This window comes from Kitasatospora sp. NEAU-CNBT7 (assembly GCF_057220535.1).
The window spans coordinates 14,763-40,352 of sequence record NZ_JBXQQB010000032.1 but is presented as its reverse complement, the minus strand read 5'-3'; the positions used below and the strand labels follow the sequence as shown (position 1 = coordinate 40,352).

Below are 25,590 nucleotides of genomic sequence, written 5' to 3'. Positions count from 1 at the left end.
CCCGGCGCCGGCGTCAGTTGTCCGCGGTCAGCCGGCCGGCGGTGCCCCAGCTGTCGGTCGGTACCTCGTGGATCCAGACCTGGACGGACTCGGCCGGGATCCGGTAGGCGTCCACGAACGCGTCGGTGATCCGCTGCACCAGCTCGCGCTTGAGCTCGACGGTCCGGGGGCCCTGCTGAACGGTGACGACGGGCATCTGCTGCTCCTCGACTCGGTGTCGGGACCGGTACTGGGCGCCGGTCCCGCGGCTAGGACCAGTCCACCCGACCTGGGCCCGCGGACCCAGACCCGATTCGCTCCGGCAGCGATCACGATTCATGATCGTCGCAGGTGGGGGCCGTCTCCCCGGCGCGGCAGGCGGCGAGCAGCAGTGGGGGCGGCGGTACGCAGGGACGCAGCGCCAGCGCGGTCGGCAGGGCGAGGCCGGGGGAGCGCACGGGCCGGAAGACCACCCGGGGGATCTGCATCATGCGGGCGTTGGCGGCGTAGACGACCGTCCACATCGGGGGCCCGGTACCGATCGCGGCCAGGGTGTCCTGGAGGGTGCTGGACGCCGGGCCGGGGACCGGCTCGAAGCCCGCGTCCCGGCAGGCGGCCAGGACCAGGTCGACCAGTGCGGGGTGGTTGCGGCGCTCGGTGAGCCGCAGCGGAAGCGCGGCCAGGTCGGCGAGGCCGATCTCGGACCGGCCGGCCAGCGGGTGCCGGGCGGGCAGCGCGACCAGCAGGGGCTCCGGCCCGACGGGCAGGAAACGCAGGGTGGGACTCCGGTCGGGCACGGCACCGCGCACGAAGGCGGCGTCGAGGTGCCCGTCGGCCAGCCGGTCCAGGCGTTCGCCGACCGGCAGCGAGTGCAACTCGACCCGTACAGCAGGGGCCTGGTGCTGGTACGCGTCGAGGATGCGGTCCAGGCGTTCGCCGAGGCCGGTGATGGTGCCGAGCCGGAGCACCCCAGGTGTGGCCAGGCCGGGTGCGGCCAGGTCGGCCACGGCGGCCTTGGCGGCCTGTTCGGCCGCGAGTACGTCGCGGGCGGCGGGCAGGAACAGCTCGCCGGCCCTGGTCAGCCGCACGTACCGGGGCGAGCGGTCGAACAGCTCGACCTTCAGCTCGCGTTCCAGCCGCCTGATCTGCTGGCTGACGGCCGGCTGGCCGAGCAGCAGCCGCTCGGCGGCCTGCCCGAAGTGGAGTTCCTCCGCGACGGCGACGAAACAGTGCAGTTGGCGCAGCTCCATGCGGATCCCCCCGGTCGGCCCGGCTCCATTGTCGCGGAGGCCGCGGAGGCCGCGGAGGCCGCGGAGTGGTGGTGGCAGGTGGCGGGTGGCAGGTGGCAGGTGGCAGGTGGTGCGTGGCAGGGCTGCGGGCGGCGTGGGTGTCCGGCGCCGGGCCGTGGGTGTCCGGGGCCGGGTACGGCGGCGCCCCCACCGGTGGGGGCGGTGGGGGCGGTGCCGGGACAGTCGGTCGGGTCGGCCGGGTCAGGCCGCCTTCACTGCGGAGATGTCCAGGGTGAGCTTGACCTTCTCGCCGATCAGCACGCCGCCGGTCTCCAGGGCCGCGTTGTAGGTCAGGCCCCAGCTGGTGCGGTCCACGGTGGTGCCGCCCTCGAAGCCGACCCGGTCGGCGCCGTAGACGTCGGTCGCGGAGCCGGTGAAGTCGAGGTCCAGCACGACCTGGCGGGTGGTGTCCTTGATGGTCAGGTCACCGTGCATCCGGTAGGTGTCGGAGTCGATCCGCTCGGCGGTGGTGGACCGGAAGGTGATCTCGGGGTACGTCTCGGCGGCGAAGAAGTCACCGGTGCGCAGGTGCTCGTCGCGCTGGGCCTGGTTGGTGTTGACCGAGGCGACCTTGATGACCAGCTCGGCGGTCGAGTTGGCCGGGTTGGCGCCGTCGAGGTGGAGCTTGCCCTCGTACTCGGTGAACTCGCCGCGGACGTTGGTCACCATCGCGTGGCGGACGGCGAAGCCGATCCGGCTGTGGGTCTGGTCGATGGTGTAGTCGCCGGTCAGGTGCGCGAGGTCGGGGCCGGTGGTGGCCTCGGCGACGGCGACGGCGGTGTCGTTCTTGCGGCTGAAGATGCCCATGGCGGGTGCTCCTCGGGTCGGAAGCCGATTGTTGAGGCTTCAACTTGTCGATGGCTCCACCATAGACCCGTTTCGTTCAATGTTCAACCACCAGTTTCGGCCGATCCGCCGCCGGTGGTCGGGGCGGCTCGCCGACGGCCGCCCCGAACCTGCTCCGACCTGCGGTTTCCTCAGGCCGCGCCGGTCTCGTCGACCAGCTCGAAAGCCGTCTTCCCGTCCAGCGTCTCGCGGATGATGTCGGCGTGGCCGGCGTGCCGGGCGCCCTCCTGGATCAGGTGCATCAGCACCCAGCGGGCCGTCCGGCGGCTGTTCGGCGGGAACCAGGGAGCGGTCGGCAGCGGGAAGTCCACCTCCAGGTCGGGCAGTTCCCGGACGATCTTCTCGGTCCCGGCCGCGACCTGCTCGTAGGTGTCCAGCCAGGCCGCCAGCGTCTCGCCCTCGCCCAGCCGGTACTCCTCCGCCCAGTCGTTCTCGTCCGGGGCGGTGCTCACCCCGCCGCCCAGCAGGTTGTCGACGATCCAGAACCGCTCGCACCGGGCCGCGTGCTTGATCAGCACGGTCAGGGAGAGCGCGCTCACGGTCGGCGTGCTCGCGGCCTGCTCCTCGGTCAGCCCGTGCACCGCGCGGCGCAGGCCCCCGCGCTGGGCGGCCAGGAAGGACAGCAGGGCCTCGCGCTCATCGGTCTCCGCGTTCACCAGGGTGGGCATGTCGGTCGCCTCTCGTCGGCTGCGTCATCGCCGGACCGCCCCTGCGGGCCCCGGCTCTCGGTGCTACCGACGCTATCGGCGGATGCGGACAGCTTCGGTCCTCTTCTCCGGGCGTACCGCCTCACCTACCGCCTCACTCCGCGTTCGTGTTGCAGTCGCTCCCGCAGTCGCTCCCGCAGTCGTCCCCGAGGCCGTCCCCGCAGTCGCCCCCGCGGTCGTCCCCGCCCGCCCCCGCTGGGCGGCCGGACCGGCCCCGTCCCGGTCCGAGCCGCCGGGCTAGGGTGAAAACCGACCGGCGGCCGGCAGCGGCCACCGCGCGTACGGAAGGCAGGCCGCATGTACGCCCTGCACGCACTCTGGCGCAGCGACGGCCGCCTCGCCCTGTGGGCCGAGGACGCACGGGCCTTCCGCTCCGTCCGGGTCGAACCGGGCAGCCGCGCCCACCCGTACGCCTGCCCCGCCGCCGCCGTGGCCGAGCTGCTCGCCGGCATCGGACCCGCCCTCGGCTGGCTGGCCGAACAGGGCGCCGAACGCTGGACCGGACTCCACCTCCCCACGCTCGGCGGGCGGCCCGCGCCCTCTCCCGACCTGCCCGTCGGCGCCACCTCCGGCGGGGTCGCCCTCGCCGTCTGGCGGGTCCCCAGCCTGGTGTTCGAGCCCGCCGAGGCCGCCCAGCTGCTCGGCGGCCTGGACGACCCCCGCTGGGCCGGGGCCACCGCCGACCTCCCGGGCACCGGGCCGGTCGAGGTCGCGTACGGCGCTTCGCTGCGCTGGCTGACCGCCGTCCACGACCTCGCCTGGCGGCTGCTCGGCCGGGGACGGGTGCTGCCCGTAGTGCGTTCCAAGGACGGTGTCCCGTACGCCCGCTGGCAGGCCGCCCCGGACCGGCCGGGCCGCGCGGAGGCCGACGCCCTCGCGGCCGGCTGCCCGCCGATCTGCCGCGCGGAGGACGTCCCCGGCGCGCAACCCACCGGCCGGGCCCTGGTCGCCACCCTGCTCGACACCCTCACCGACCAGGAGGCCAGGGCCGCCCTGGCCGCCACCACACCCGACCCGGCCCCCGCCGACCACCCCACCGAGCAGTGGCTGGCCGCGCTCGCCACCGCCGACGGCCGGCTCCCCGGCCCGCCGCCGGGCCTGTCCGAACGCCTCGCCGCCTGGTACGACGACCGCCCCGAACGGCGGCCCCTGCGCCTGTGCCTGCGGCTGACCGAGCCGCTCGGCCCCTCCGACGACGACCCCGACGGCCTGCCCGCCGTCGACGACTGGCGGCTCGACTTCCTGCTCCGGCCCGCCGAACGCCCCTCGCTGCTGGTCACCGCCGCCGACCTGTGGGCGGGCGGCCCGGCCGCCGCCGCGCTCACCCACGCACTCGCCCACACCCCCGGCCCGACCACCGACGGCGGCCACACCGACGAAGCTGGGCCCGACGGCACCCCGGACCCCGCCCGAGCGCCCGACCCCACCCGCACGCCCGACCCCGCCCGTACACCCGACCCCGCCCGTGCGCCCGACCCCGCCGACGACCCCGTGGAGCTCTACCGCGCCGAGCTGGAACGCGCCGCCCTGCACCACCCCGCCCTGCGCGCCGCCCTGCGCTCGTCCCGTCCCACCGGCCTCGCCCTCGACCGCGCCGCCGCCCTCGACTTCCTGCGCGAAGCCGCGCCCCGGCTCGCCGACGCGGGCTTCGGCGTCCTCCTGCCGTCCTGGTGGCAGCGCCGCCCGCGGCTCGGCCTGCTGCTCACCGCCCGCACCCCGACCCCCGGCGCGGTCCAGCAGCCCGGCCGGATCGACCGCGACGACGTGCTGGACTTCCGCTGGCAGCTCGCGGTCGGCGAACTCGCCCTCACCCAGCAGGAACTGACCGAACTCGCCGCCGCGCAGCAGGGCCTGGTACGGCTGCGCGGCCAGTGGGTCGAGGTCGACGCCGGACAGATCGCCGCCGCCCTCGACTTCCTCACCCGGCAGGGCGCGGGCGTGATCGACGCGGCGGACCTGCTGCGGCTGGCGCTCGACGGCACCGGGCCCGTCCCCGGCCTGCCGGTCACCGCCGTGCACGCCGACGGCCCGATCGGCGACCTGCTGGCCGGCCGGGCGGCCGACACCGGTCCGCCGCCCGTGCTGCCCGCCGACTTCACCGGCGTCCTGCGCCCCTACCAGGAACGCGGACTGGCCTGGCTGGCCGCCCTCGCCCGGCTCGGCCTCGGCGCCGTACTCGCCGACGACATGGGCCTCGGCAAGACCGTCCAGACCCTCGCACTGCTCGCCGCCGAGCAGGCCGCCGGAGCCACCGGGCCCACCCTGCTGGTCTGCCCGATGTCGGTGGTCGGCAACTGGCAGCGCGAGGCGGCCCGCTTCGCCCCCGCCCTCGACGTGCACGTCCACCACGGAGCCGACCGCGAACTCCCGGACACCACGGCCGACCTGGTCATCACCACCTACGGCCTGGTCCAGCGCGACCTGGACGCGCTGCGCCGCACCCGCTGGCGGCGGATCGTCGCCGACGAGGCCCAGCACATCAAGAACAGCGGCTCCGGTCAGTCCCGGGCGATCCGTTCGCTGCGTTCCGGCCCCCGGATCGCGCTCACCGGCACCCCGGTGGAGAACCGGCTGGCCGAACTGCACGCCATCCTGGACTTCGCCAACCCCGGCCTGTTCGGCAGCGCCGAGTCCTTCAAGGAACGGTTCGCCGTCCCGGTCGAGCAGGCGGGCAACCTCGACGCCGCCGCCCGGCTCCAGCGCCTCACCGGCCCGTTCGTGCTCCGCCGGCACAAGAGCGACCCCGCGGTCGCCGCCGACCTGCCCGCCAAACAGGAGTTCACGGTCCGCTGCAGCCTCACCGCCGAGCAGGCCGGGCTGTACCAGGCCGTGGTCGCGGACCTGCTGGCCCGGCTCGACGGCATCCGCGGCGTCGAGCGCAAGGGCGCGGTGCTGGCCGCGATCGGCCGGCTCAAGCAGGTCTGCAACCACCCCGCCCAACTGCTCGGTGACGGCTCCGCGCTGCCCGGCCGCTCCGGCAAACTCGAACGCCTGGAGGAGCTCCTCGCCGAGGCCCTCGCCGAGGGGGACCGGGCCCTGGTCTTCACCCAGTACGCCACGTTCGGCGCCCGGCTGAGCCGCTACCTCGGCGGGCGGCTCGGCCGGGAGGTGCTGTACCTGCACGGCGGTGTCCCCAAGCACGAACGCGACGCGCTGGTGGAACGCTTCCAGTCACCCGACGGGCCACCGGTGTTCCTGCTGTCGCTCAAGGCGGGTGGCGCCGGGCTCAACCTGACGGCGGCCAACCAGGTGATCCACTTCGACCGGTGGTGGAACCCGGCCGTCGAGGACCAGGCCACCGACCGGGCGTTCCGGATCGGCCAGCGCCGCGACGTCCAGGTCCGGCGCCTGGTTTGCACCGGCACCGTCGAGGAACGGATCGCCGAACTGATCGACGCCAAGCGCACGCTGGCCCGGACCGTGGTCGGCGAGGGCGAGCAGTGGCTGACCGAACTCCCTGCCGAGCAACTGCGCGAACTGCTCGCCCTGTCCGCCGAAACGATCGGAGCGTGACCATGACCGAGACCGCGCCCACCTCGGGGGCGGGGACCGTGCCTGGTGCCGCGGCCGTACCCGCACCGGACCTTGACGAACGGCCGCTGGCCGACTGCCTGGAGGGCTTCTGGGAGGGCAGGTTCGCCGTGCGCCGGGACACCGCGGAGCCGGCCGGCGGCGCGGGCGGGGGCGTGGGCCCCGATGTGGGCGAGGGCGGCGGCGTGCGGACGGCGCTCGACGGCCTCGGCCCGTCCGGCATCACGGTCCGCGGCCGCGATCTCGCCGACCTGCTGGCGCCCGCCTACCGGCGGTTCACCGACGGCTGACACCACCGTTGACACCACCGCCGTGCACCTGTGGGGAGGGTGACGGAGGGTACGCGGGAGTGGACGAGGCGCCGCCGGGCCGCCGGGTACCGGGGTCGGGCGGGGCGGGGTAGCCTCGGTCCACCCCGGCGGCCGTCGGGGGCTGATCGAAGTGACCGGGGGCCGGACGGATGGGTGGGCGGCGGGCCGAGATCGAGGCGCGGGTCGAGCGGGACTGGGGTCTGGAACTCCCGGATTCGGTCTTCACGTTCCACGACTTCCTGGAGCAGCTCGACCCGGTGGCCGCAAGCGCGTTGCGGGACCTCGGCCTCGCACCGATGGGGGTCATGGACCTGTTCGCCGACCCGGAGCTCCTGGCCCGGGACGGTCTCGACGTCCGCGCGCACGGCCGCTACTACCGCGACCCGCCGGAGTTCCTGACCTTCCTGCACGGCGGCACCGACGGCCTGCACTACGGCCTGTGGTTCGACGACGGCCGCACCTGCACCTCGGTCGCCTCGTACTGGAACAACGACGGAGCCGCCATCGACAACACCTTCCCGACGCCGCTCGAGGCCGTGCGCGCGGCCGTCGAACGAGCCTGGCGCGACCTCGACGACGACGATCCGGGCCACCCGGCCGTGATCGAGTCCCGCTCCCGGCTGGTCCGGCTCCGCTCCGCCGTGGGCGAGTTCGAGACCGGCGACCGGCCGGAGACGGGAACCGGCTACCTGCGCGCACACACCCACGACCTGACCCGGCCGCCCGTCGCCCCCGACCGGATCACCACCCTGGACGGTGCCGGCGCCCTCGCCGACGGCACCACGGCACTCGACCGACCCGCCCACAACGCGGCGGACGAGTACCTGTTCGCCACGCACATGGACGTCGTGTTCGAGGACCGGGAGCAGCTGGCCGAGTACGTCACCGAAGCCCGCCGCCGCTGCGCCGCGGGCGACCCGGCCGAGGCCCTGGTGCTCGGCCGTGACCTGCACTGGGCGTCCTACGGCGACCCGGTCCGCGAGGCCCACGCACAGGAGTTGCTGTCGTCGGCGTACCACGCGCTCGGCCGCCCGGCCCTCGCCGGCATCGCCGAAGCCCACCACCTGCACCGGGCCCTGCGATCCGTCGACCTCCTGGCCCGCCCGCCGGCCACCGGCTGAGCGGGCTTCTCCCCGGCCGGGGGGACCCGTGCGGGTACGGGACTTGTCGGCCAGTGATTGTGCCGACGATCCGCCTTCCCGGACGGCCTCGTCGGCGGGTCAGGCGCCATCAACGGCGTCAGGTCAGCGGACGTCCCACTCATCCTTCGGTACGCAGTCGTGCACGGTGTAGGCCCAGCCTTCGAATTTCGCGAAGACCGGTCGCGAGAGGAGGACGTCTCCGGCTCGTTGCGCACGCAGCATGATCCCGAGCCGGTCCGACGCCGCATCGCCCTCGACGGAGATCGTGGGGCTCATGTCGTGTTCTTCCTGGTAGTCGTGGAAGCGGTCCGTCAGCTCGGAAGGCACCTGCCCGACCAACTGCATCCCGTCCATCGACACCTGTGGGCCGCAGAGTGCGTCGACGGCGACGCAGGCAAGGCCACCGGATGCGCGGTAGTACACGGTGACGGCCCTGGTGTACGCCGGCGCGGTCACTGCGCGGAAGACTGCTTGCTGTCCGAGGTCGCCGTGCCGCTGGATGGGGGTGACGATTCCGGTGAAGCCCTGCAGTCCCATCGCGGCGACGGCTTCCTCGTGGCTCATCCCGAATCGGAGCGGACCCACGCTCTCGAACGGGGTGTAGGTCCACTGCGCGCGATCAGAGTCCTCAACCACGGGCCACATCTGCCAGTCCCCTCGGTCGTCCGCCCACGTTGGCCGCGACGCGACATCTCGGAAGTTCGCACATTCTCGCTGAACGAGCCGCTCACGCTCGTGGCCACAGCAGGGCGGGCGGGCAGGGCGGCGCTGTGACTGCGCGCGGTCGCTGGCCAAGGTCTTTCGAGGCAGTCGGCCAGGAGCGTCTTTTGGCGAGTCAGGGTGGTCGGTGGGCGACCGGATCAGTTCGAGGTTGAGCTGTGGCCGTGAACTCCGGCGGTGGCACGCAAAATATTGGAATCGGGGACCTCGGGGCCACCGAGAACGGTGTCGTAAGCGGCTTCGCCGGGCCCGTAGCAGCGATCCGGCGCCAGCTCGCGTCGGCCCGACTACCTCCTGGCAGGCTCTCAGCCGCCCGTCCGTCGACTCGGCAAACATGGTTTGACCTGGTGTTTTCTAGGGATTCGCCTAAGCTGAGGAGCTCTGCTGGACGGCATCGGAGGGGACACCGTGGGCGAGGAAGCCAGCACGTACGACGCCAGCCGGATTCAGGTGCTGGAGGGGTGGGAAGCCATCCGGAAGCGGCCCGGGATGTACATCGGCTCGACCGGTGAACGTGGCCTGCACCAGATGGTGTTCGAGGTCGCCGACCGGGCCGTCAGCGAGGTCCTGGCCGGCCACGCCGGCTGCGTCGCCATCACTCTGACGCCCGACGGCGGCGTGTGTGTCGCCGACGATGGGCGGGGAGTCCGAATCGATGAAGCGGGGGGCAGCGGTATCCCCGGTCTCGAAGCTCTGCTGACTCGCATGCAGACCGGGGCGGGGCTCGGCGGCCGCCACGATGTGACGCTCGGCTTCTGCGGGGTGGGGCCCTTCGTCGTCAATGCCCTTTCGAGCCGGATGACGGCCGAAGTGCGGCGCGGCGGAGCCCGCTGGGTCCAGGAGTACGCACGCGGCGTGGCCGTCACCCCGCTCACCGAGATGGGCACGTCGGCCGGAAGCGGTACCACCATCACCTTCTGGCCCGATACGGACATCTTCCGGGCTCTGGAGTTCTCGTTCGACGCGCTTGCCGAGCGCTTCCGGGAACTGGCTCTGCTGAACAAGGGCTTGGAGATCTCTCTGACCGACCAGCGTCGTTCGGGCGAGTCCCGGTCGGAGCGGTTCAGGTATCCGGACGGCGCGCGGGCCTTCGTGGCGCTCCTCGACGAGCAGGAGGAGACACCCGCTCACTCGCGCATCATCGGCTTCGAGCGAGAGGAACCGCGAATGGCGGGAACGGTGGAGGTGGCCCTTCGTTGGCGTGACTCCCCGGAGGAGCGGGTGCGGAGCTTCGCCAACAGTCGGCCCACCATCGGTGGCACACACGTGCGCGGCTTCCGCGACGGGGTGGCGGCCGCACTCACCGCGTACGCGCGCGAGCGGCGCCTGCTGCCAGCGTCAGACCCCGACTTTGATGCCGACTGTATTGGCAGGGGCCTGACGGCGGTCGTGTCGGTGAAGCTGGACCATCCCGAGTTCGAGGGCGCTACGCGGGGCGTGCTGGGAAACGCCGCAGCGCGTGGTTGCGTGGGACAGGCCGTCCAGGAACACCTCAGCAGGTGGCTGGAAGGACACCCGGACCAGGCCGCAGCCGTCATCGATCGGATCACCGGGGGCGCCCGAGACTGACCAGCAACGGGCCGCCCTGCTGGCCCTGAGTGGAGGCGACTCCTCGTGCGGCGCCCACGCACTCCGCAGCCTGAGCTCCTCAATGACCCTGACCTCTTGCACCCGGCGGCGCGTGTCAGGGCCCGAGGGGCGGACCAGGATCGCAGTTTGCTGTTGCTAGCGGGTTGCTTGCAATTGCAAGCGGACGGGTGCAGACTGCTGGCATGGCCTCACTGAACGTCGGCTCGCTCGGCGAGTACATCCGCGAGCAGCGCCGCAACGCGCAGTACTCGCTGCGGCAGCTGGCGGAGGTCGCCGGGGTGTCGAACCCGTACCTCAGCCAGATCGAGCGCGGGCTGCGCAAGCCGAGCGCGGAGATCCTGCAGCAGATCGCGAAGGCGCTGCGGATCTCGGCCGAGACGCTCTACGTGCAGGCCGGGATCCTCGAGGAACGGGATGGGGACACGCCCGCTCCCGCGCCCGCGTTGCGGGCGGCGATCATGGCGGATCCGCTGCTCAACGAACGCCAGAAGCAGGCGTTGGCGGCGGTCTACGAGGCCTTCCTCAAGGAGAACCGCGAGAACCGCGACACCGGGGAGAGCGGCGGGGCCGCCACTGCCACCGGGACCGCGCCCGCCGCCGCTTCGGCGGGATCCGCCGATGCCGATGCCGATGCCGGCGCTACTGGCTGACTGCAGCGGCACCACCCAGACTTCCGACCGGCCCGCCGGGCCGTCCACGCACACAGGAGGACCGGACATGCCCATCACCGACGACATCAAGAAGACCCTCTCCGACCCGACCCCGCTGTACGCCCTGGCGGGCGTCGGCGACCTCGCCTACGAGAAGCTGCGCGAAGTGCCGGGCAAGGTGGAGGAGCTGACGGCGGATCGCAAGGCCACCCAGGAGAAGGCGGCGGCGCGGTTCCAGGAGGCGCAGGCCGCGCTCGCCGGCGCCCAGGCGAAGGTGACCGAGACCGTCAACACCCTGCCCACCGACCTCAAGGAACTGCAGGAGAAGGCCCAGACCTTCGCGCTCCAGCAGGTCGGCCGCGCGGCGGAGCTCGCGGTCAAGGCCATGGAGGCCTACGAGGAGCTGGCCGTGCGCGGCAAGGCCGTGGTGGACAAGGGCCGAGGCGGTTCCGCCGAGGCCGGCTCCGCTGCCGCCGAGCAGCCGGCCGAGGTGACCGAGGTCGTGGTGGACTTCGAGGCCCGCTCGGCGGCCGGTGAGCCCGTCGAGGGGGAGCTGCTGGACGACGCTCCGGCCCCGAAGAAGAACGTCCGGGCCCGTAAGTCGGACACCGAGAAGTAGCCGGCACCGAGCAGTAGAGGTAGGCGCCACCGGCCCAGCTGCGTGGGTGGCTGGGCACGTCCGGAGGCCCAGGTCCGTTCTCACCGGGGACGGCGGTCATCCGTGCCACGATGGAAGGCTCCCGGGCGGGAGCCGAGCCGGGGCGACCGCAGCCGAGCCGAAGAGACAGTGAGGAGACAAGCAGTGCAGCAGTTCCTGCTCTTCGACGTCCTGAACCCGTTCTGGTGGCTAGCCATGGCGATCATCGGATTCAAGGGGGTGGCCTTCGTCGATGCCCTGATCAGGCGCGATGATGCGTACCGGGCGGCGGACAAGAGGCCCAAGGCGTTCTGGCTGATCCTGCTCGGGCTGTCGCTCGGCCTCGACCTGCTCTTCCCGGTGAACGTTACGAGCGGCTTCCTGACCCTCGCCGGCCTGGTCGCCTCGATCGTCTACATGGTCGACGTCCGGCCCGCGATCAAGCAGCTGACGGACGGGCGGGGCGGCGGGCGCCGCAACATCGGACCGTACGGGCCCTGGTAGCCCGGAGCCAGGTGGCTTCCGGACCGGGGTGCCTGGGACGTGAAGCCCTGACCGGGATATCCGGCGCGTGATGCCTGGTGCGTGATTCTTGGCGCGTGATGCTTGGAGGGTGGTGGCCGTCGGCCGCCACCCTCCGTCACGTTCACGCTCCGCGCAGGGCGGGGGCGCCGGGGTCGACGACGCCGTGCTCAACCCATGATCAACGGGATCGGGTTGCGCTCCAGCAGCAGCACCGCGACGTCGTCGGTCAGCGCCCCGCCGTTCAGCTCCTCCACCTCCGCGATGGCGCTGTCGACCAGTCGGCCCCTGGTCAGGCCGGCCGCCTGGTGGTCGGCGATCAGGTCGATCAGACCGTCCTGCCCCAGCCGCCGCGACCCGGCGCCGACCCGGCCCTCGACCAGGCCGTCGGTGTACAGGAGCAGCCGCCAGCCGGGCTCCAGCTCCAACTCCAGCCCGGGCCAGGCCGAATCGCAGTCGTCGCACGGCAGCAGACCGAGCGCCGGACCGGCGTGCTCGGCCGGGAGCAGCGCCGGCCGTCGGCCGCCGGTCAGCAGGAGCGGCGCGGGGTGGCCGGCCAGGTAGAGCCGGGCCCGGTCGCCGGGCACGGGACCGCCGGCCCGGTCGGGGTCGGCCTCTGCCGGGGTGGCGGGGGAGAGGACGAGCATGCAGAGGGTCGCGAAGATCTCGTCGCTGCGCCGCTCGTGTTCGAGGACGTGCTGCAGGGTGGTGAGCAGGGCCTGGCCGGAGAGCCCGGCGAACACCAGCGTCCGCCACGCTATCCGCAGCGCGACGCCCAGCGCGGCCTCGTCCGGGCCGTGCCCGCAGACGTCGCCGATCACCACGTGGACCGTGCCGTCGTCCGTCCGGACCGCGTCGTAGAAGTCACCGCCCAGCAGGGCGCGGCGGCGGCCGGGACGGTAGCGGCGGGTGAAGGCCAGCCCGGCGCCGTCCAGCAGCGGGGTGGGCAGCAGATGGCGCTGGAGGCGGGCGTTCTCCTGGCCGCGCAGTTCGGCCTCGACCAGGCGGCGCTGGGACTCGTCGGCGCGCTTGCGCTCCACCGCGTACCGCAGGGCGCGGGCCAGCAGCGGGCCGTCCGTCTCATGCTTGATCAGGAAGTCCTGGGCGCCGGCCGCGACCGCGGCGGCCCCCAGTTCGGCCCCGGCGGCGTCGGTCAGGACGACGACGGCCGTGTGCGGGGCGCGGCGCAGCAGTTCGCGGAGCCCGTCGAGGCCGTCGGACTCCTCCGGGCCGGTGTGCCCCTGGGGTCCGGTCGGCCCGTGAGGTGCCGGGACCGTGCCGGTGGCGGTGGCGGTGGCGGTGGCGGTGGCAGCGGCGGTGGTTCCGGCGGCTGAGCCCGTGGGGTCCGGTTCGGGGGCGGTGCGGTCCCCGGGGCAGCAGGGCGCGGCGAGGTCGAGCAGGACACAGGTGAACCCGGCCGCGGGTGGCCGGTCGCCCGGGCGCTGCATGCCCCGGCGCGCGGCCAGCGGCGCGGCGGACAGCAGGGCCACGGCCTGCTCGACGCCGCGCGCCCAGTGCAGTTCGACGTTGGCGCCGCTCTCGGCGACCAAGGTCTTGATCAGTTCGATGTCGGACGGGCCGTCCTCGATCACCAGCAGGTGGGCCGGGGGCTCACCGCCGGGCTCGGGGCGGCGGCCCGCTGCCGTCGTGGTGGCCGGACCGGTGGGCGGCGTCCCGGGGAGGGCACCGGGAGGGGAGACGGGGCCGGTCGTGCGGGGACTGTCGACGCGGGCCCGGGGGTGCGGTATCGGCGTGGCGGTGCCGGACTCGGGAGTGTGGTCGCGGTACGTGTGCACCCCGCCGGCCCGCTTGGCGGCACGGCCGATGGCGGGCGCGCTGCCTGATGCGGGGCCCGGCCGTCGCGCGGTGTCGGCGGCGTCCTCGGCAGTACCGGCGGCGCTGCCGGTACCGGACGCCCGCCCGTCTCCCGTTCCGGGCATTGGTCGGTCCTCCCTTTCCCCGACTGGCCAACGGCTGAGGTCCGTGTGCAGTGCCCGCCTGGCACCGCGGGTCGGGGAGCTTCTCGCGACCATAACGTGATCTCCGGGGATTTCTCTGACCGAGCGCCGACGATGTGGTTATTGCCACGCTCTGGAGTGGTTTACGGGCTACGGTGTGGGCCCCGGCAGGCGGGGGCTGACGGGAGGTCGGGGATCGTGACACGGATCACGATGGTGCAGGGTGACATCACGGAGCAGCAGGTGGACGTGGTCGTCAATGCGGCCAACTCCTCGCTCCTCGGCGGTGGTGGCGTGGACGGAGCGATCCACCGCAGGGGCGGACCGGCGATCCTCGCCGACTGTCGGAGGCTGCGCGACTCGCACTACGGCCGCGGCCTCGATGCCGGCCGGGCCGTGGTGACCACGGCCGGACGACTGCCGGCCCGCTGGGTGGTGCACACGGTGGGGCCGGTCTACTACCCGGACCTCTACGAGGAGCGGGCGGGCTTGCTGTCCTCCTGCTATCGGGAGTCGCTGCGGCTGGCAGCTGAACTGGGCGCGCGGTCGGTGGCGTTCCCGGCGATCTCGACCGGGGTGTACCGGTGGCCGATGGAGGATGCGGCGCGGATCGCCCTCACGGCGGTGACGGAGGCGGTGGCGGACCCCTCGGTGACGGCGCAGGCGGCGCCGGCCGAGGTGCGGTTCGTGCTCTTCGGTGCGGATGCGTTCGAGGTGTTCGATCGGGTGTGGCAGGAGCTGGGGCACCCCGGGGCGCGGTAGCCCGATGGTGCGGTCGAGTCGGCCCGTGGCAGGGGCGGGCGCGGTGGTCCGGGTGGTGGGTGTGGCAGGTGTGGCAGGTGTGGCGGAGCTGGTCGGAGTGGGCAGAGGAGCTGATCGGGCCTCAGGTGGCCTGCGTGGCAGCTCGTGCGACTGCCCCCATGGTGGCGTGACGGGGCGTCAACACGCCAGAGGAATTCGATAACTCGTTCGAGTGAATCGCTGGGGGCTCGGCCTGGAGCCCGGCCTGGAGTCGGCACCGGAGCGTGGCTCGAAGCCGGACCCGGTCCCGGGATCGGCCCCAGGTCAGCGTCCGTGTGGCCGATGTTCGGCGGGATCCCGGTCGGCGGCGGTCGGCGCCGGGCCCGCCCGCCGGACGCGGGTTCCGCCCCGGCCGGACGCCCCCCTCGTGCCCGGCGGATGGCTGCCGCACGGCCCGAGGTCGCATGGCCCGCGGTCGCACGGCCCGCGGCCCGCGGTCCTGCGGGCACCCGCCGTCAGGGCGCCAGTGCGGACCACTCCACGGTGACCTCGCCCTGCCGCCACCGCCCGCGTGCGTCCACCAGCGGCCAGCTGCCCGCCAGCGCCTCGCAGGTCGCCACCCAGCGCTGGCGGGCGCCGAACGCGCCGTACGGTGCGGCAGCCGCCCAGGCCCGGTCGAAGTCGGTGAGGAATGTGTGCACCGGTCGGCCGGGAACGTTGCGGTGGATCAGCGCCTTGGGCAGGCGTTCGGCCAGGTCGGAGGGGCGCTCGAGGGTGGCGAGCCGGGCCGCGAAGGTCACCGTCCGGGGGCCCTCGGGGCCGAGCGCGACCCAGACGTGCCGGCGGCCGATCTCGTCGCAGGTGCCCTCGACCAGCAGCCCGTCCGGCGCGAGCCGTCCGCACAGTCGGGCCCAGACCTCGGCCACCTCCCGTTCCTCGTACTGCCGCAGGACGTTGGCGGCCCGGATCAGCTGGGCCGAGCCGCCGTCCAGTGGCACCTCGAACCCGCCCCGCCGAAAGGTGAGCAGCGGCGGCACGGCGTACGGCAGCGCCGCCGCGACCCGCTCGGGTTCGATCTCGATGCCGACCACCCGGGTGTCGGGCCGGACGGTGCGCAGCCGGGCCGAGAGTTCGACGGCGGTCCAGGGCGCCGCCCCGTAGCCGAGGTCGACGGCGACCGGCGGGCGCTCGGCGGTACGCAGGGTGGGGCCGAGGGTGTGGGCGATCCAGCGGTCCATCCGGCGGAGCCGGTTGGTGTTGGTGGTGCCGCGGGTGACCGTGCCGACCGGCCGGGTCGGGCGTGCCCCGCGGGCGGCGGGCGAGTCGGACGTGGCGGGCATGCCCGCAGCCTACGTGGCGGCGGACCCGCCCCCGGGCCTGCACCCGGGCCGCCCGTGACGCTCACCACACACCCGCCCCGGCCGGGCCCCGCCCGCCGGACCGGGCCCGACCCGCAGCCCGGTCCGCCGCCCGGTCCTCCGGATCTCGGCGGCGCGGCCGGGAATACCGCTCGAGTCCGACTCGGTTGTCACTCAGGACGTGTGCCCGCCCGGAGCCACCGGCCCCGGGCGTTCGCATGCGGACGGACCGTGCGACGGAGCGCGGGCACGTCGCCGCGCAGCAGCCGCGACCGGCGGGACATCCGCGTACCGCCGGCCGAGCAGGTACCGACCGGGCAGCGCAACGGACAGCACAACGGGCAGCACAAGGAGGCATCAGCCAGGTGACCCAGCACCTCGCACGGGCCGTGGCCCGACGTGACCGGCTCACCCTGCCGTCGACCCGGGGCCGCCTCCAGTCGTTGGTGGCCTCCCGGTCCCGTCGCCCGCGCCGGATCGCGATGCTCAGCGTCCACACCTCCCCGCTGCACCAGCCGGGCACCGGCGACGCGGGCGGCATGAACGTCTACATCGTCGAGCTGGCCAAGCGGCTCGCCGAGCTGAACATCGAGGTCGAGGTCTTCACCCGGGCGGTCAGCTCGGACGACGCGCCGACCGTCGACCTCGCCCCCGGGGTCCTGGTCCGGCACGTCACCGCGGGCCCGTACGAGGGCCTGATCAAGGAGGACCTGCCCGCCCAGCTGTGCGCCTTCACCCACGGCGTGCTGCGCACCGAGGCCGGGCACCGGCCGGGCCACTACGACCTGGTGCACTCGCACTACTGGCTCTCCGGCCAGGTCGGCTGGCTCGCCGCCGAGCGCTGGGGCGTGCCGCTGGTCCACACGATGCACACGATGGCGAAGGTGAAGAACGCGGCGCTGGCCGAGGGCGACACCCCGGAGCCGGCCGCCCGGGTGATCGGCGAGACCCAGGTGGTCGACGCCGCCGACCGCCTGATCGCCAACACCGCCGAGGAGGCGGCCGAGCTGTCCCGGCACTACGCGGCCCGCCAGGACCAGCTCGCGGTCGTCCACCCCGGCGTCAACCTGGAGGTCTTCCGCCCCGGCGGGACCGGCGGCCGGTCGGCCGCGCGGGCCCGGCTCGGGCTGCCGCCGGACGCGGCGGTCCTGCTGTTCGCCGGGCGGATACAGCCGCTCAAGGCGCCGGACGTGCTGCTGCGCGCGGTCGGGGTGCTGCTGGAGCGCGAGCCGCAGCTGCGCGAACACCTGGTGGTGCCGGTCGTCGGCGGCCCCTCGGGCACCGGGCTGGCGCGGCCGGAGAGCCTGCACAAGCTGGCCGCCCAGCTGGGCATCTCGGACGTGGTCCGGTTCTGTCCCCCGGTCGGTCAGGCCCAGCTGGCCGACTGGTACCGGGCGGCCACCGCCCTGGTGATGCCCTCCTACAGCGAGTCCTTCGGCCTGGTCGCCCTGGAGGCGCAGGCCTGCGGCACGCCGGTGGTGGCGGCGGCCGTCGGCGGCCTGCCGGTCGCCGTCCGGGACGGCGTGACCGGCACCCTGGTCCCGGGCCACGACCCGCAGGACTGGGCCCGCGCGCTGCGCCCGTACGTCACCGACCCCGGCCTGACCGAGCGGCAGGGGCAGGCGGCGGCCCGGCACGCGGCCGGGTTCGGCTGGGACGCCGCCGCCCGCGCCACCGCGGAGGTCTACGGGGGCGCGCTCGCCCGCCCGGACCAGCGCACCGGAGCCCGACTGCGCTGACCGGCGCGCCCCTCCGCGCTGACCGCCCGTGCTCGACTGCGCTGACCGGCCGCGGCCCCTCCGCGCTGACCGGCCGCGCCCGGCCGGTCCAAGCCTGCGGCACCTGGTGCGAGCCGCCGCACACCGTCGCGGACCCGCATCGGTGGGGCGGTCCGCTGTCCGGGGTGCGGCCGTGCGTCCGCCGGGGTCCGTACCGGGGGAGCGGTGGCGCGAGCCACCGGAACGGGTGGCCGGGGTGGCCACCCGTCCGGCGGTTTGCTGCACCCTGCCTCTACCGCCGAGTAACGTCTCCCCCATGGCAATCCGCACCAAGGACGAGTCCCTCACCCTGCTGCGCACCGCGCTCGACGAGGCGGGGGTGGCCTGGGAGCAGGCCGTCACCGACCCGTACACGCTGGTGGCGACGCTGCCCGGCGTCCGGAAGCTCTCCACCACCTGCGCCCTGCGGGTGGGTGACCACACCCTCTCGGTCAACGCCTTCGTGGTCCGCCGGCCGGACGAGAACCACGAGGCCGTCTACCGCTGGCTGCTGGAGCGCAACACCCGGCTGTACGGGGTCGCGTACGCAGTCGACCCGCTCGGTGACGTCTACCTGGCGGGGCGGCTGCCGTTGGAGGCGCTCACCGCCGACACCGTCGACCGGTTGCTCGGCACGGTGCTGCAGAACGCCGACGAGCCGTTCAACACCCTGCTCGAACTCGGCTTCGCCACCGCGATCCGGCGCGAGTGGGAGTGGCGCACCAAGCGCGGGGAGTCCACCCGGAACCTGGCGGCCTTCGCCCACCTCGCCGGGCCCGCTGCCGCTGCCGCAGTCGCCGCAGACACGCCGCCCACCGACAGCTGACCGGGTTCACACCGCCCGCGCCCGCGTCGGAACCGGCCGAGGACGCTCAGGACGTCACGACGGCCGCTCCGCCGGACTCGGCCCCCACCTTCACGCCGACCGCCTCGACCGCCTCGACCGCCTCGACCGCCTCGACCGCCTCGACCGCATCGAGCGCCCCCGCCGGAGCCCCGTCCCCGGGCTCGTTCCCGTCCCCTGCCCCGTCCGCCGCCCTCCGGCCGACCAGCAGGAACGCGGCCGCAGCCACCGTCCCGCACACCCCGCACGCCAGCCAGACCACCGCGCTGCCCGCATGCTGCAGCAGGTAGCCGCCGGCGAGCGGACCGAGGAACGACGCCAGCGACCAGGACAGCGAGTGCACCCCCTGGTAGCGGCCGCGCGCCCCGGCCGGGGAGAGCTCGGCGACCAGGCCCATCATGGTCGGCGCGGCCATGATCTCGCCGATCGTCCAGACCGCGACCGTGAGGGCGAAGAACGCGGCCGACGAGCCCGCGAGCGCCGTCAGCCCGAAACCCCAGCCGGTCAGCAGCGCGCTCGCCACCAGCAGTGCGGTCCGGTTGCGGCCCTCCATCAGCCGGCCCATCGGCAGCTGGAGCACCACGATCAGCAGCCCGTTCAGGCCGATCACCAGGCCGTAGCCGGTGGTGGAGATGCCCGCCTCGCCCATGTCGATCGCCAGCGTGGTGCTGCCCTGCTGGGCGACCAGCGCCAGCAGCAGGTTGACCCCGACCAGCGCCATGAACCGGCCGTCCCGGAAGACCGTCCCGAGGCCGGTCCGCGGCTCCTCCCGGACCGCCGCCGCGGACCGCTCGGGTCGGGTCTCCGGGATCCGGACGAACACCATCACCGCGCAGATCACCGTGGTGAGCGCGTCCAGCAGGAACAGCGGCAGGTACCCGTGCGCGGCGATCAGACCGGCGACCGCCGCCGAGACGCCGAAGCCGATGTTGATCGCCCAGTAGTTCAGCGAGTAGGCGCGCACCCGGTCCGGCGCCGGCACCAGGTCGGCGATGATCGCGGAAATCGCCGGCCGGGCCGCGTTGCTCGCCAGACCCACCAGGAAGGCCACCACCGCGATGGCCACCGGTCCGTCCGCGAAACCGAGCGCCGCCGTCGACACCGCCGTGGACAGCTGCGCCGCCATCAGCGTCGGGCGCCGGCCCAGCCGGTCCGCGAGCACCCCGCCGAGCAGCGAGGCGATCGCCGACCCGGCGCCGAACAGGCCCGCCACCAGACCCGCGTACGACGCCGGGTAGCCCCGCCCGACGGTCAGGTACAGCGCGAGGTAGGTGACCACGAAACCGCCGAGCCGGTTCACCAGGGTCGCCGCCCACAGCCACCAGAACTGCCGGGGCAGGCCGCCCACGGTCTCCGACAGGGCGGTGCGCAGACGGGTCGGTGCGGGCAACGGGTACTCCCGGGCAGCAGGCCGCCCACCAGCCGGAATGCGGTGAACCGGCCAGCGGGGCAGTAAGTGTCACTAATGGAATCGACACCTTACCTGCCGCTCATCGGGCCGACTACCCGATTTCCGCCTCCACTAAGCTGTGGGCCATGGCTGACACGACCTACCGACTGATCCTGCTCCGCCACGGCGAGAGCCAGTGGAACCAGAAGAACCTCTTCACCGGCTGGGTCGACGTCGACCTCAACGAAAAGGGTGAGAAGGAGGCCGCACGCGGCGGCGAGCTGCTGGCCGCCGAGGGCTACTTCCCCGACGTCCTGCACACCTCGCTGCTCCGCCGCGCCATCCGCACCTCGCAGATCGCCCTGGACAAGGCCGACCGCCACTGGATCCCGGTCCGCCGCAGCTGGCGGCTGAACGAGCGCCACTACGGCGCCCTGCAGGGCAAGGACAAGGCCCAGACGCTGGCCGAGTTCGGCGAGGAGCAGTTCCAGCTCTGGCGCCGCTCGTACGACACCCCGCCGCCGGTGCTGGCCGACGACAACGAGTACTCGCAGGCCGGCGACGCCCGCTACGCCGACATCCCGAGCGAGCTGCGCCCGCGCACCGAGTGCCTCAAGGACGTCGTCGAGCGGATGCTGCCGTACTGGTACGACGCGATCGTCCCGGACCTGGCCGCCGGCAAGACCGTGCTGGTCACCGCGCACGGCAACAGCCTGCGCGCCCTGGTCAAGCACCTGGACGGCATCTCCGACGAGGCCATCGCGGGCCTCAACATCCCCACCGGCATCCCGCTCGTCTACGAGCTGGACGCCGACTTCAAGCCGCTCACCCCCGGTGGCCGCTACCTCGACCCGGAGGCCGCCGCGGCCGCCATCGAGGCGGTCAAGAACCAGGGCAAGAAGTAAGCCCGAAGGCGAAACGGCCCCTCACCTGCGCGGACAGCGCGAGCGGGGGGCTGTCGTCGTTCTCCGGACGTCGTCGCTGCCCGGACGTCGTCGTTCCGGGCCTTCCGGCCGCCGCCCGTCCCGGGCCTTCCGGCCGCCGCCGCCCGTCCCGGGGCGTCGCCGGGCCGCGCGGCGGGCCGGTGAGCCGGTGCGGGTCAGTGGCCGCCGCAGCAGCCCCCGGAGGCGCCGCCGCACTGGCAGGGCGCACCGGACTGGCAGCCGCAGCCGCAGCCCGGGCCGCACCCGCAGCCGGCCGCCAGGACGGGGAGCAGCCCGGCGGCGGGCGGCTCGATGATGCTCTTCGGCGGGGTGGTCGGGGTGGCGGTTGCCTTCATGGCGCTGGACCCTCCTCGTCGGGGCACGCCGGAGACGGTCGTGCCTGCTTTCCGAGTGAACCCGGGTGGTGCCGGGGCGTCAACGGGCGCACAGAAGTGGGGGTGCACCAACTGTGTGCGCCCCCACCTCCGTCACTGCCGCTTCCGTCACCGCCCACCCGCCGTCCGGCGGGCCGGGGTCACTCGCCGAGCGCGGCCGGCTCGTTGGTGGCGAGGAAGTCGCCGATGTGCTCGCCGGTCACCAGGAACACCACGCGCTTGGCCACCGACACCGCGTGGTCGGCGAACCGCTCGTAGTACCGGCCGACCAGCGTGACGTCGACGGCGGTCTCGATGCCGTGCTGCCAGCGGTCGTCCAGCAGGTGCGAGAAGAGCTCGCGGTGCAGCGCGTCGATCGCGTCGTCGTCCTGCTCCAGCTCCAGCGCCTTGTCGACGTCCTTGGTGGCGATCACCAGGCCCGCCTTGGCGACCAGGCGCTGCGCGAGCTGCCCCATCTCCAGCACGATCGGGTGCAGGTCGTTGGGGACGGCGGTGTCCGGGAAGCGCAGCCGGGCCACCTTGGCGACGTGCCGGGCGAGGTCGCCGCAGCGCTCCAGGTCGGCGCTCATCCGCAGCGAGGTGACGACGATCCGCAGGTCGGTGGCGACCGGCTGCTGGCGGGCCAGCAGGTCGATCGCCCGGTTCTCCAGGTCGTGGTGCAGGGTGTTGACCTTGTCGTCGGCGGCGATCACGCTCTCCGCCAGCGCCAGGTCCGCGTCGAGCAGCGCGGTGGTCGCCCGGCCCATGGCCGAGCCGACCAGCCGGGCCATCTCGATCAGTCCGTCGCTGATCGAGTCGAGTTCCTCGTGGTACGCGTCGCGCATGCTCTCTCCTCCTGGCCGTCGGCGCCGGGTGCGGCGCCGACCGGTCCATCAGTAGCTGTGTCGGTGGCGGTGCCGACCGGATGTCCCGGGCCGGGTCCCCCTCGGGAACCGGGACGTCCGCTGCTGGTGGCGCGAATGGTAGCCGCGCCACCGCCCACACGGGCTTGCATTGCCCAGACTGATCCGTTCGGGCGACTGCCCACGGCCGGTGTGGTGAATCGCCGGCAGCTTGAAGGTGAATTCTCGGCAACGCGGGGCCGATGCCTTGATCGCACCCGTACGGGACCGACCCGGCGTGCGCTTACGCTGGCCGTATGGACGTGAATGTGGCCGCCGCCGCAGCCTGCGCCATAGCCGGGCTCGGCGTCGGCCTCACGGCCGCCATCGCCTTCCGTTGGAGTGAGCGCGAGCAGGCGAAGGGCAGCAACGGCGGCAGGACCAGCAGCAGGACGGGCCCGGGCGGGCCGCCGCACCAGGAACCCGCCCTGCCGCCGGGAGTGGACACCGTGCTCTCGGTGCTCCGCTCCTGCGCGATCGTGCTCGGCGAGGGCGACGAGGTGGTCAAGGCCAGCTCCGCCGCGTACGCGATGGGCCTGGTCAGGGGCGGTGCGATGGCCGTCGACCCGATGCTCTCGCTGGCCCGGGCGACCCGCCGGGACGGCGAGATCCGCCAGGTCGAGCTGGAGCTGCCCCGCCCCGGCGCGGCCCGCGCGGCCGAACCGCTGGCGGTCTCGGTCCGGGTCGCCCCGCTCGGCTCCCGGCTGGTCCTGGTGCTGGTCGAGGACCTCACCGACCGCCGCCGGATCGAAGCGATCCGGCGGGACTTCGTCGCCAACGTGTCGCACGAGCTGAAGACCCCGGTGGGCGCGCTGTCGCTGCTCTCCGAGGCCGTTGCGGACGCCTCCGACGACCCTGAGGCCGTCCAGCGGTTCGCCGGCCGGATGCAGATCGAGGCGACCCGGCTGGCCAGCCTGGTCCAGGAGATCATCGACCTCTCCCGGGTCCAGGACGACCGCATCCTGGCCGACCCCGAGCCGGTCCCGGTGGACGAGCTGATCGCCGAGGCGATCGACCGCTGCCGCCAGCCCGCCGCCGCCAAGCAGATCCTGATCGCGGCCGGCGGCACCGGCGACCTCTACCTCGACGGCAACCGCGGCCAGCTGGCCGCCGCACTCGGCAACCTGGTCGAGAACGCCGTCAACTACAGCCCGCCCCGCACCCGCGTGGCCATCGCCACCCGCCGGATCTCCAGCGCCGCCGCGCTGGGCGAGGCGGACGGCGAACTGATCGAGATCTCGGTGACCGACCAGGGCATCGGCATCTCGGAGAAGGACCGCGAGCGGATCTTCGAACGGTTCTACCGGGTCGACCCCGCCCGCTCCCGCGCCACCGGCGGCACCGGCCTCGGCCTCTCGATCGTCAAGCACGTGGCCGCCTCCCACCGCGGCACCGTCTCGGTCTGGAGCGTCGAGGGCCAGGGCTCGACCTTCACCCTGCGGCTCCCGGCCGGCCAGGCGCCGGACCGCACCCCCTCATCCGAACCCCGTTCCGACGCGACCGCGTCGGACTCCCTTCCTGCCCCGGAGGCCCGATCGTGACCCGAGTACTGGTGGTCGAGGACGAGGAGTCGTTCAGCGACGCCCTCTCGTACATGCTCCGCAAGGAGGGCTTCGAGGTGGCCGTGGCCGCCACCGGACCCGACGCGCTGGAGCAGTTCGAGCGCAACGGCGCCGACCTGGTGCTGCTCGACCTGATGCTCCCCGGCCTGCCCGGCACCGAGGTCTGCCGCCAGCTGCGGGTCCGCTCCAACGTGCCGGTGATCATGGTCACCGCCAAGGACAGCGAGATCGACAAGGTCGTCGGGCTGGAGATAGGGGCCGACGACTACGTGACCAAGCCCTACTCCACCCGCGAGCTGGTCGCCCGGATCCGCGCGGTGCTGCGCCGCCGCGGCGAGGACGGCAACGGCGACGGCGGCGGCGCCACCCCCGGCGCGCTGGAGGCCGGCCCGGTCCGGATGGACGTCGACCGGCACGTGGTGACCGTGGACGGCGCCAAGGTGGACCTCCCGCTCAAGGAGTTCGACCTGCTGGAGATGCTGCTGCGCAACGCCGGCCGGGTGCTCACCCGGATGCAGCTGATCGACCGGGTCTGGGGCGCCGACTACGTCGGTGACACCAAGACCCTGGACGTCCACGTGAAGCGCCTGCGCGCCAAGATCGAGCCGGACCCGGGCGCGCCCCGCTACCTGGTCACGGTCCGCGGCCTGGGCTACAAGTTCGAGCCGTAGACCGCACCGGTACCCGTGCACACCGAGAGGGCCCCCGCCACGGCGGGGGCCCTCTCGGGCGTCGGGCGCCCGGCCGGCCCGGAGGCCGGCCGGGGGTGCTCAGTGACCGGCGATCGGGCTGCCGGAGGGCGAACCGGAGGGGACGGCCGCACCGGTGGCGGAGGCCGAACCCGACGGGGAGCCGGACGGCGCGCCGGTGATGGTGGCGGACGGCGAGGGGGAGGCCGCGCCGGAGGCGGCGGCGGACGGCGAGGCGCTGGACGAGGGGGAGGCGGACGGGCCGGCCTCCGCCTTCGGGCCGAACGCGGCGTACTGGCCGACGGCCGGCAGCACCGCGGCCTCGGTGCCGACCTGGCCGGCCCGGCCGAACACGAAGCCGGTCGGGGCGAAGCCGCCGACGCTCACCTTGACCGAGGCCACGTGGGCCGACGGCTGGTCCGGCCCGCCGAGCAGCACGGCGCCGCCGGCCGGGATGACGATCTCGGAGAGCTGGGCGCCCTTGGCGTCGGTGAAGGTCGCGGTCACGTTGTCCCCGACGGTGATCGACTTCAGCGTCTCGGGCGTGGTGCCGGAGTTGCTGATGTTCGCCGTGACGTTGGCCGGACCCGCACCCGCGCCCTCGGCGCCGGCCCGCGGCAGCGTCACCACGACGATGTTGTTGAGGCGCAGGTAGTCCCCGAGCGAGGTGGCCGCGTTGTCCGGCTTGATCTCCAGGGTGTCCGGCGTGTTCCCGGCGGCGCAGGCCGACAGCGGGACGATCGCGGCGAGGACGAGGGCGGCGATGGCGCCGCGTCGAAGGCTCCGGCTCACGGCGGCGACTTCTCCTTGGGTGGGATCACGGTGGATGTGGATCACGGTCTGTGGTCAGCGCTCAGACTACCCACCGCAGTTATCCGGTTCTCACGGGGTGGCCCCGTGTCGCGTCCCGGTCCTGCCGGGGCGGCTCGAAGGGCCGTCCCCGGGCGTGTCCCGAGGGCCCGCGCCGGGCACCGCCGGGGGACGTGTCGCAGGTCACTGTCGGGGTGCCGCCCGGAAGGCGGCAAAAACTCAAGATCAAACCATGGTTTCGGGAGTGTTGCCAGGGGTTTCGGCGAGCTCTCGGAACGCCTCCCACCTGCGGGAAGCCGCCCTCGAACACCGGTCGCAGCATGCGATGGGGGTGATTGTCAAGCCCCGAGACCCGCCC

24 protein-coding genes are annotated in these 25,590 nt (G+C 73.8%); 13 read left to right on the top strand and 11 right to left on the bottom strand.

Translation table 11 applies throughout. From position 1 onward, the window contains the following. Positions 1–13: 13 nt before the first annotated feature. From dmpI to AC2TEW_RS30960, 4 genes are all read right to left on the bottom strand, one after another. A complete protein-coding gene (gene dmpI, locus AC2TEW_RS30975) occupies positions 14–196 on the bottom strand; it encodes a 4-oxalocrotonate tautomerase DmpI (RefSeq protein WP_033818262.1) in 183 nt (60 codons plus the stop codon). Positions 197–308: 112 nt separating this feature from the next. After that, entirely contained in the window at positions 309–1,229 is a 921-nt protein-coding gene (locus AC2TEW_RS30970; RefSeq protein ID WP_484626650.1) for a LysR family transcriptional regulator, read from the bottom strand. Positions 1,230–1,469: 240 nt separating this feature from the next. Beyond that, positions 1,470–2,075 (bottom strand): YceI family protein, encoded by a 606-nt coding sequence (locus AC2TEW_RS30965; RefSeq protein ID WP_484626649.1) that lies wholly within the window; start codon positions 2,073–2,075, stop codon positions 1,470–1,472. A gap of 170 nt (positions 2,076–2,245) precedes the next feature. Next, positions 2,246–2,782, bottom strand: a complete 537-nt coding sequence (locus AC2TEW_RS30960; protein WP_484626648.1) for a DinB family protein — start codon at positions 2,780–2,782, stop codon at positions 2,246–2,248. A gap of 336 nt (positions 2,783–3,118) precedes the next feature. On the opposite strand from AC2TEW_RS30960, the gene AC2TEW_RS30955 reads away from it, so the two are divergent. From AC2TEW_RS30955 to AC2TEW_RS30945, 3 genes are all read left to right on the top strand, one after another. Further along, the gene (locus AC2TEW_RS30955; protein WP_484626647.1) at positions 3,119–6,334 is read left to right on the top strand and encodes a DEAD/DEAH box helicase; all 3,216 of its coding nucleotides are present in this window, start codon (positions 3,119–3,121) and stop codon (positions 6,332–6,334) included. Then, entirely contained in the window at positions 6,331–6,642 is a 312-nt protein-coding gene (locus AC2TEW_RS30950; RefSeq protein ID WP_484626646.1) for a hypothetical protein, read from the top strand. The genes AC2TEW_RS30955 and AC2TEW_RS30950 overlap by 4 nt, the downstream gene beginning before the upstream one ends. A gap of 170 nt (positions 6,643–6,812) precedes the next feature. Then, positions 6,813–7,784: an ADP-ribosylation family protein gene (locus AC2TEW_RS30945; protein WP_484626645.1), complete on the top strand. Its 972-nt coding sequence runs from the start codon at positions 6,813–6,815 to the stop codon at positions 7,782–7,784. 123 nt (positions 7,785–7,907) lie between these two features. Here the strand turns inward: AC2TEW_RS30945 and AC2TEW_RS30940 are convergent, their stop codons facing one another. Next, positions 7,908–8,369: a hypothetical protein gene (locus tag AC2TEW_RS30940; protein WP_484626644.1), complete on the bottom strand. Its 462-nt coding sequence runs from the start codon at positions 8,367–8,369 to the stop codon at positions 7,908–7,910. A gap of 564 nt (positions 8,370–8,933) precedes the next feature. On the opposite strand from AC2TEW_RS30940, the gene AC2TEW_RS30935 reads away from it, so the two are divergent. The 4 genes from AC2TEW_RS30935 (at position 8,934) to AC2TEW_RS30920 (ending at position 11,906) form a co-directional block, all read left to right on the top strand. After that, the gene (locus AC2TEW_RS30935; RefSeq protein ID WP_484626643.1) at positions 8,934–10,094 is read left to right on the top strand and encodes an ATP-binding protein; all 1,161 of its coding nucleotides are present in this window, start codon (positions 8,934–8,936) and stop codon (positions 10,092–10,094) included. A gap of 203 nt (positions 10,095–10,297) precedes the next feature. Next, on the top strand, positions 10,298–10,765 hold the full coding sequence (locus tag AC2TEW_RS30930; RefSeq protein WP_484626642.1) for a helix-turn-helix domain-containing protein: 468 nt from the start codon (positions 10,298–10,300) through the stop codon (positions 10,763–10,765). Between the two features lie 67 nt (positions 10,766–10,832). Beyond that, positions 10,833–11,384: a hypothetical protein gene (locus AC2TEW_RS30925; RefSeq protein WP_484626641.1), complete on the top strand. Its 552-nt coding sequence runs from the start codon at positions 10,833–10,835 to the stop codon at positions 11,382–11,384. 183 nt (positions 11,385–11,567) lie between these two features. Further along, entirely contained in the window at positions 11,568–11,906 is a 339-nt protein-coding gene (locus AC2TEW_RS30920) for a DUF2516 family protein (protein WP_484626640.1), read from the top strand. A gap of 188 nt (positions 11,907–12,094) precedes the next feature. Here AC2TEW_RS30920 and AC2TEW_RS30915 read toward each other — a convergent pair whose 3' ends face one another. Then, complete coding sequence (locus AC2TEW_RS30915; RefSeq protein ID WP_484626639.1) at positions 12,095–13,864, bottom strand: PP2C family protein-serine/threonine phosphatase; 1,770 nt, start codon at positions 13,862–13,864, stop codon at positions 12,095–12,097. A gap of 216 nt (positions 13,865–14,080) precedes the next feature. Between AC2TEW_RS30915 and AC2TEW_RS30910 the strand changes: the two genes are divergently transcribed. After that, positions 14,081–14,644, top strand: a complete 564-nt coding sequence (locus AC2TEW_RS30910; protein WP_484626638.1) for an O-acetyl-ADP-ribose deacetylase — start codon at positions 14,081–14,083, stop codon at positions 14,642–14,644. Positions 14,645–15,138: 494 nt separating this feature from the next. Here AC2TEW_RS30910 and AC2TEW_RS30905 read toward each other — a convergent pair whose 3' ends face one another. Further along, a complete protein-coding gene (locus tag AC2TEW_RS30905; RefSeq protein WP_484626637.1) occupies positions 15,139–15,963 on the bottom strand; it encodes a class I SAM-dependent methyltransferase in 825 nt (274 codons plus the stop codon). Between the two features lie 383 nt (positions 15,964–16,346). Between AC2TEW_RS30905 and mshA the strand changes: the two genes are divergently transcribed. Both mshA and AC2TEW_RS30895 read left to right on the top strand, forming a co-directional pair. Further along, complete coding sequence (gene mshA, locus AC2TEW_RS30900) at positions 16,347–17,720, top strand: D-inositol-3-phosphate glycosyltransferase (RefSeq protein WP_484626636.1); 1,374 nt, start codon at positions 16,347–16,349, stop codon at positions 17,718–17,720. Positions 17,721–18,015: 295 nt separating this feature from the next. Further along, on the top strand, positions 18,016–18,564 hold the full coding sequence (locus tag AC2TEW_RS30895) for a type III secretion system chaperone family protein (RefSeq protein ID WP_484626635.1): 549 nt from the start codon (positions 18,016–18,018) through the stop codon (positions 18,562–18,564). 46 nt (positions 18,565–18,610) lie between these two features. On the opposite strand, the gene AC2TEW_RS30890 is transcribed toward AC2TEW_RS30895, so the two are convergent. Next, a complete protein-coding gene (locus AC2TEW_RS30890) occupies positions 18,611–19,972 on the bottom strand; it encodes an MDR family MFS transporter (RefSeq protein WP_484626634.1) in 1,362 nt (453 codons plus the stop codon). A gap of 146 nt (positions 19,973–20,118) precedes the next feature. Between AC2TEW_RS30890 and AC2TEW_RS30885 the strand changes: the two genes are divergently transcribed. Next, positions 20,119–20,877, top strand: coding sequence for a phosphoglyceromutase (locus AC2TEW_RS30885; protein ID WP_484626633.1), 759 nt, complete (start codon positions 20,119–20,121; stop codon positions 20,875–20,877). A 194-nt stretch (positions 20,878–21,071) separates the two neighbouring features. Here AC2TEW_RS30885 and AC2TEW_RS30880 read toward each other — a convergent pair whose 3' ends face one another. Both AC2TEW_RS30880 and phoU read right to left on the bottom strand, forming a co-directional pair. Next, positions 21,072–21,251 (bottom strand): hypothetical protein, encoded by a 180-nt coding sequence (locus AC2TEW_RS30880; RefSeq protein WP_484626632.1) that lies wholly within the window; start codon positions 21,249–21,251, stop codon positions 21,072–21,074. Positions 21,252–21,430: 179 nt separating this feature from the next. Then, positions 21,431–22,114 (bottom strand): phosphate signaling complex protein PhoU, encoded by a 684-nt coding sequence (phoU, locus tag AC2TEW_RS30875; RefSeq protein WP_484626631.1) that lies wholly within the window; start codon positions 22,112–22,114, stop codon positions 21,431–21,433. A 314-nt stretch (positions 22,115–22,428) separates the two neighbouring features. Between phoU and AC2TEW_RS30870 the strand changes: the two genes are divergently transcribed. Together AC2TEW_RS30870 and phoP are read left to right on the top strand one after the other, a co-directional pair. Further along, entirely contained in the window at positions 22,429–23,712 is a 1,284-nt protein-coding gene (locus AC2TEW_RS30870; protein ID WP_033825387.1) for a sensor histidine kinase, read from the top strand. Beyond that, complete coding sequence (gene phoP / locus AC2TEW_RS30865) at positions 23,709–24,404, top strand: two-component system response regulator PhoP (RefSeq protein ID WP_033825386.1); 696 nt, start codon at positions 23,709–23,711, stop codon at positions 24,402–24,404. The genes AC2TEW_RS30870 and phoP overlap by 4 nt, the downstream gene beginning before the upstream one ends. A gap of 99 nt (positions 24,405–24,503) precedes the next feature. On the opposite strand, the gene AC2TEW_RS30860 is transcribed toward phoP, so the two are convergent. Beyond that, positions 24,504–25,214: a DUF461 domain-containing protein gene (locus AC2TEW_RS30860; protein ID WP_484626630.1), complete on the bottom strand. Its 711-nt coding sequence runs from the start codon at positions 25,212–25,214 to the stop codon at positions 24,504–24,506. Between the last annotated feature and the right edge of the window lie 376 nt (positions 25,215–25,590).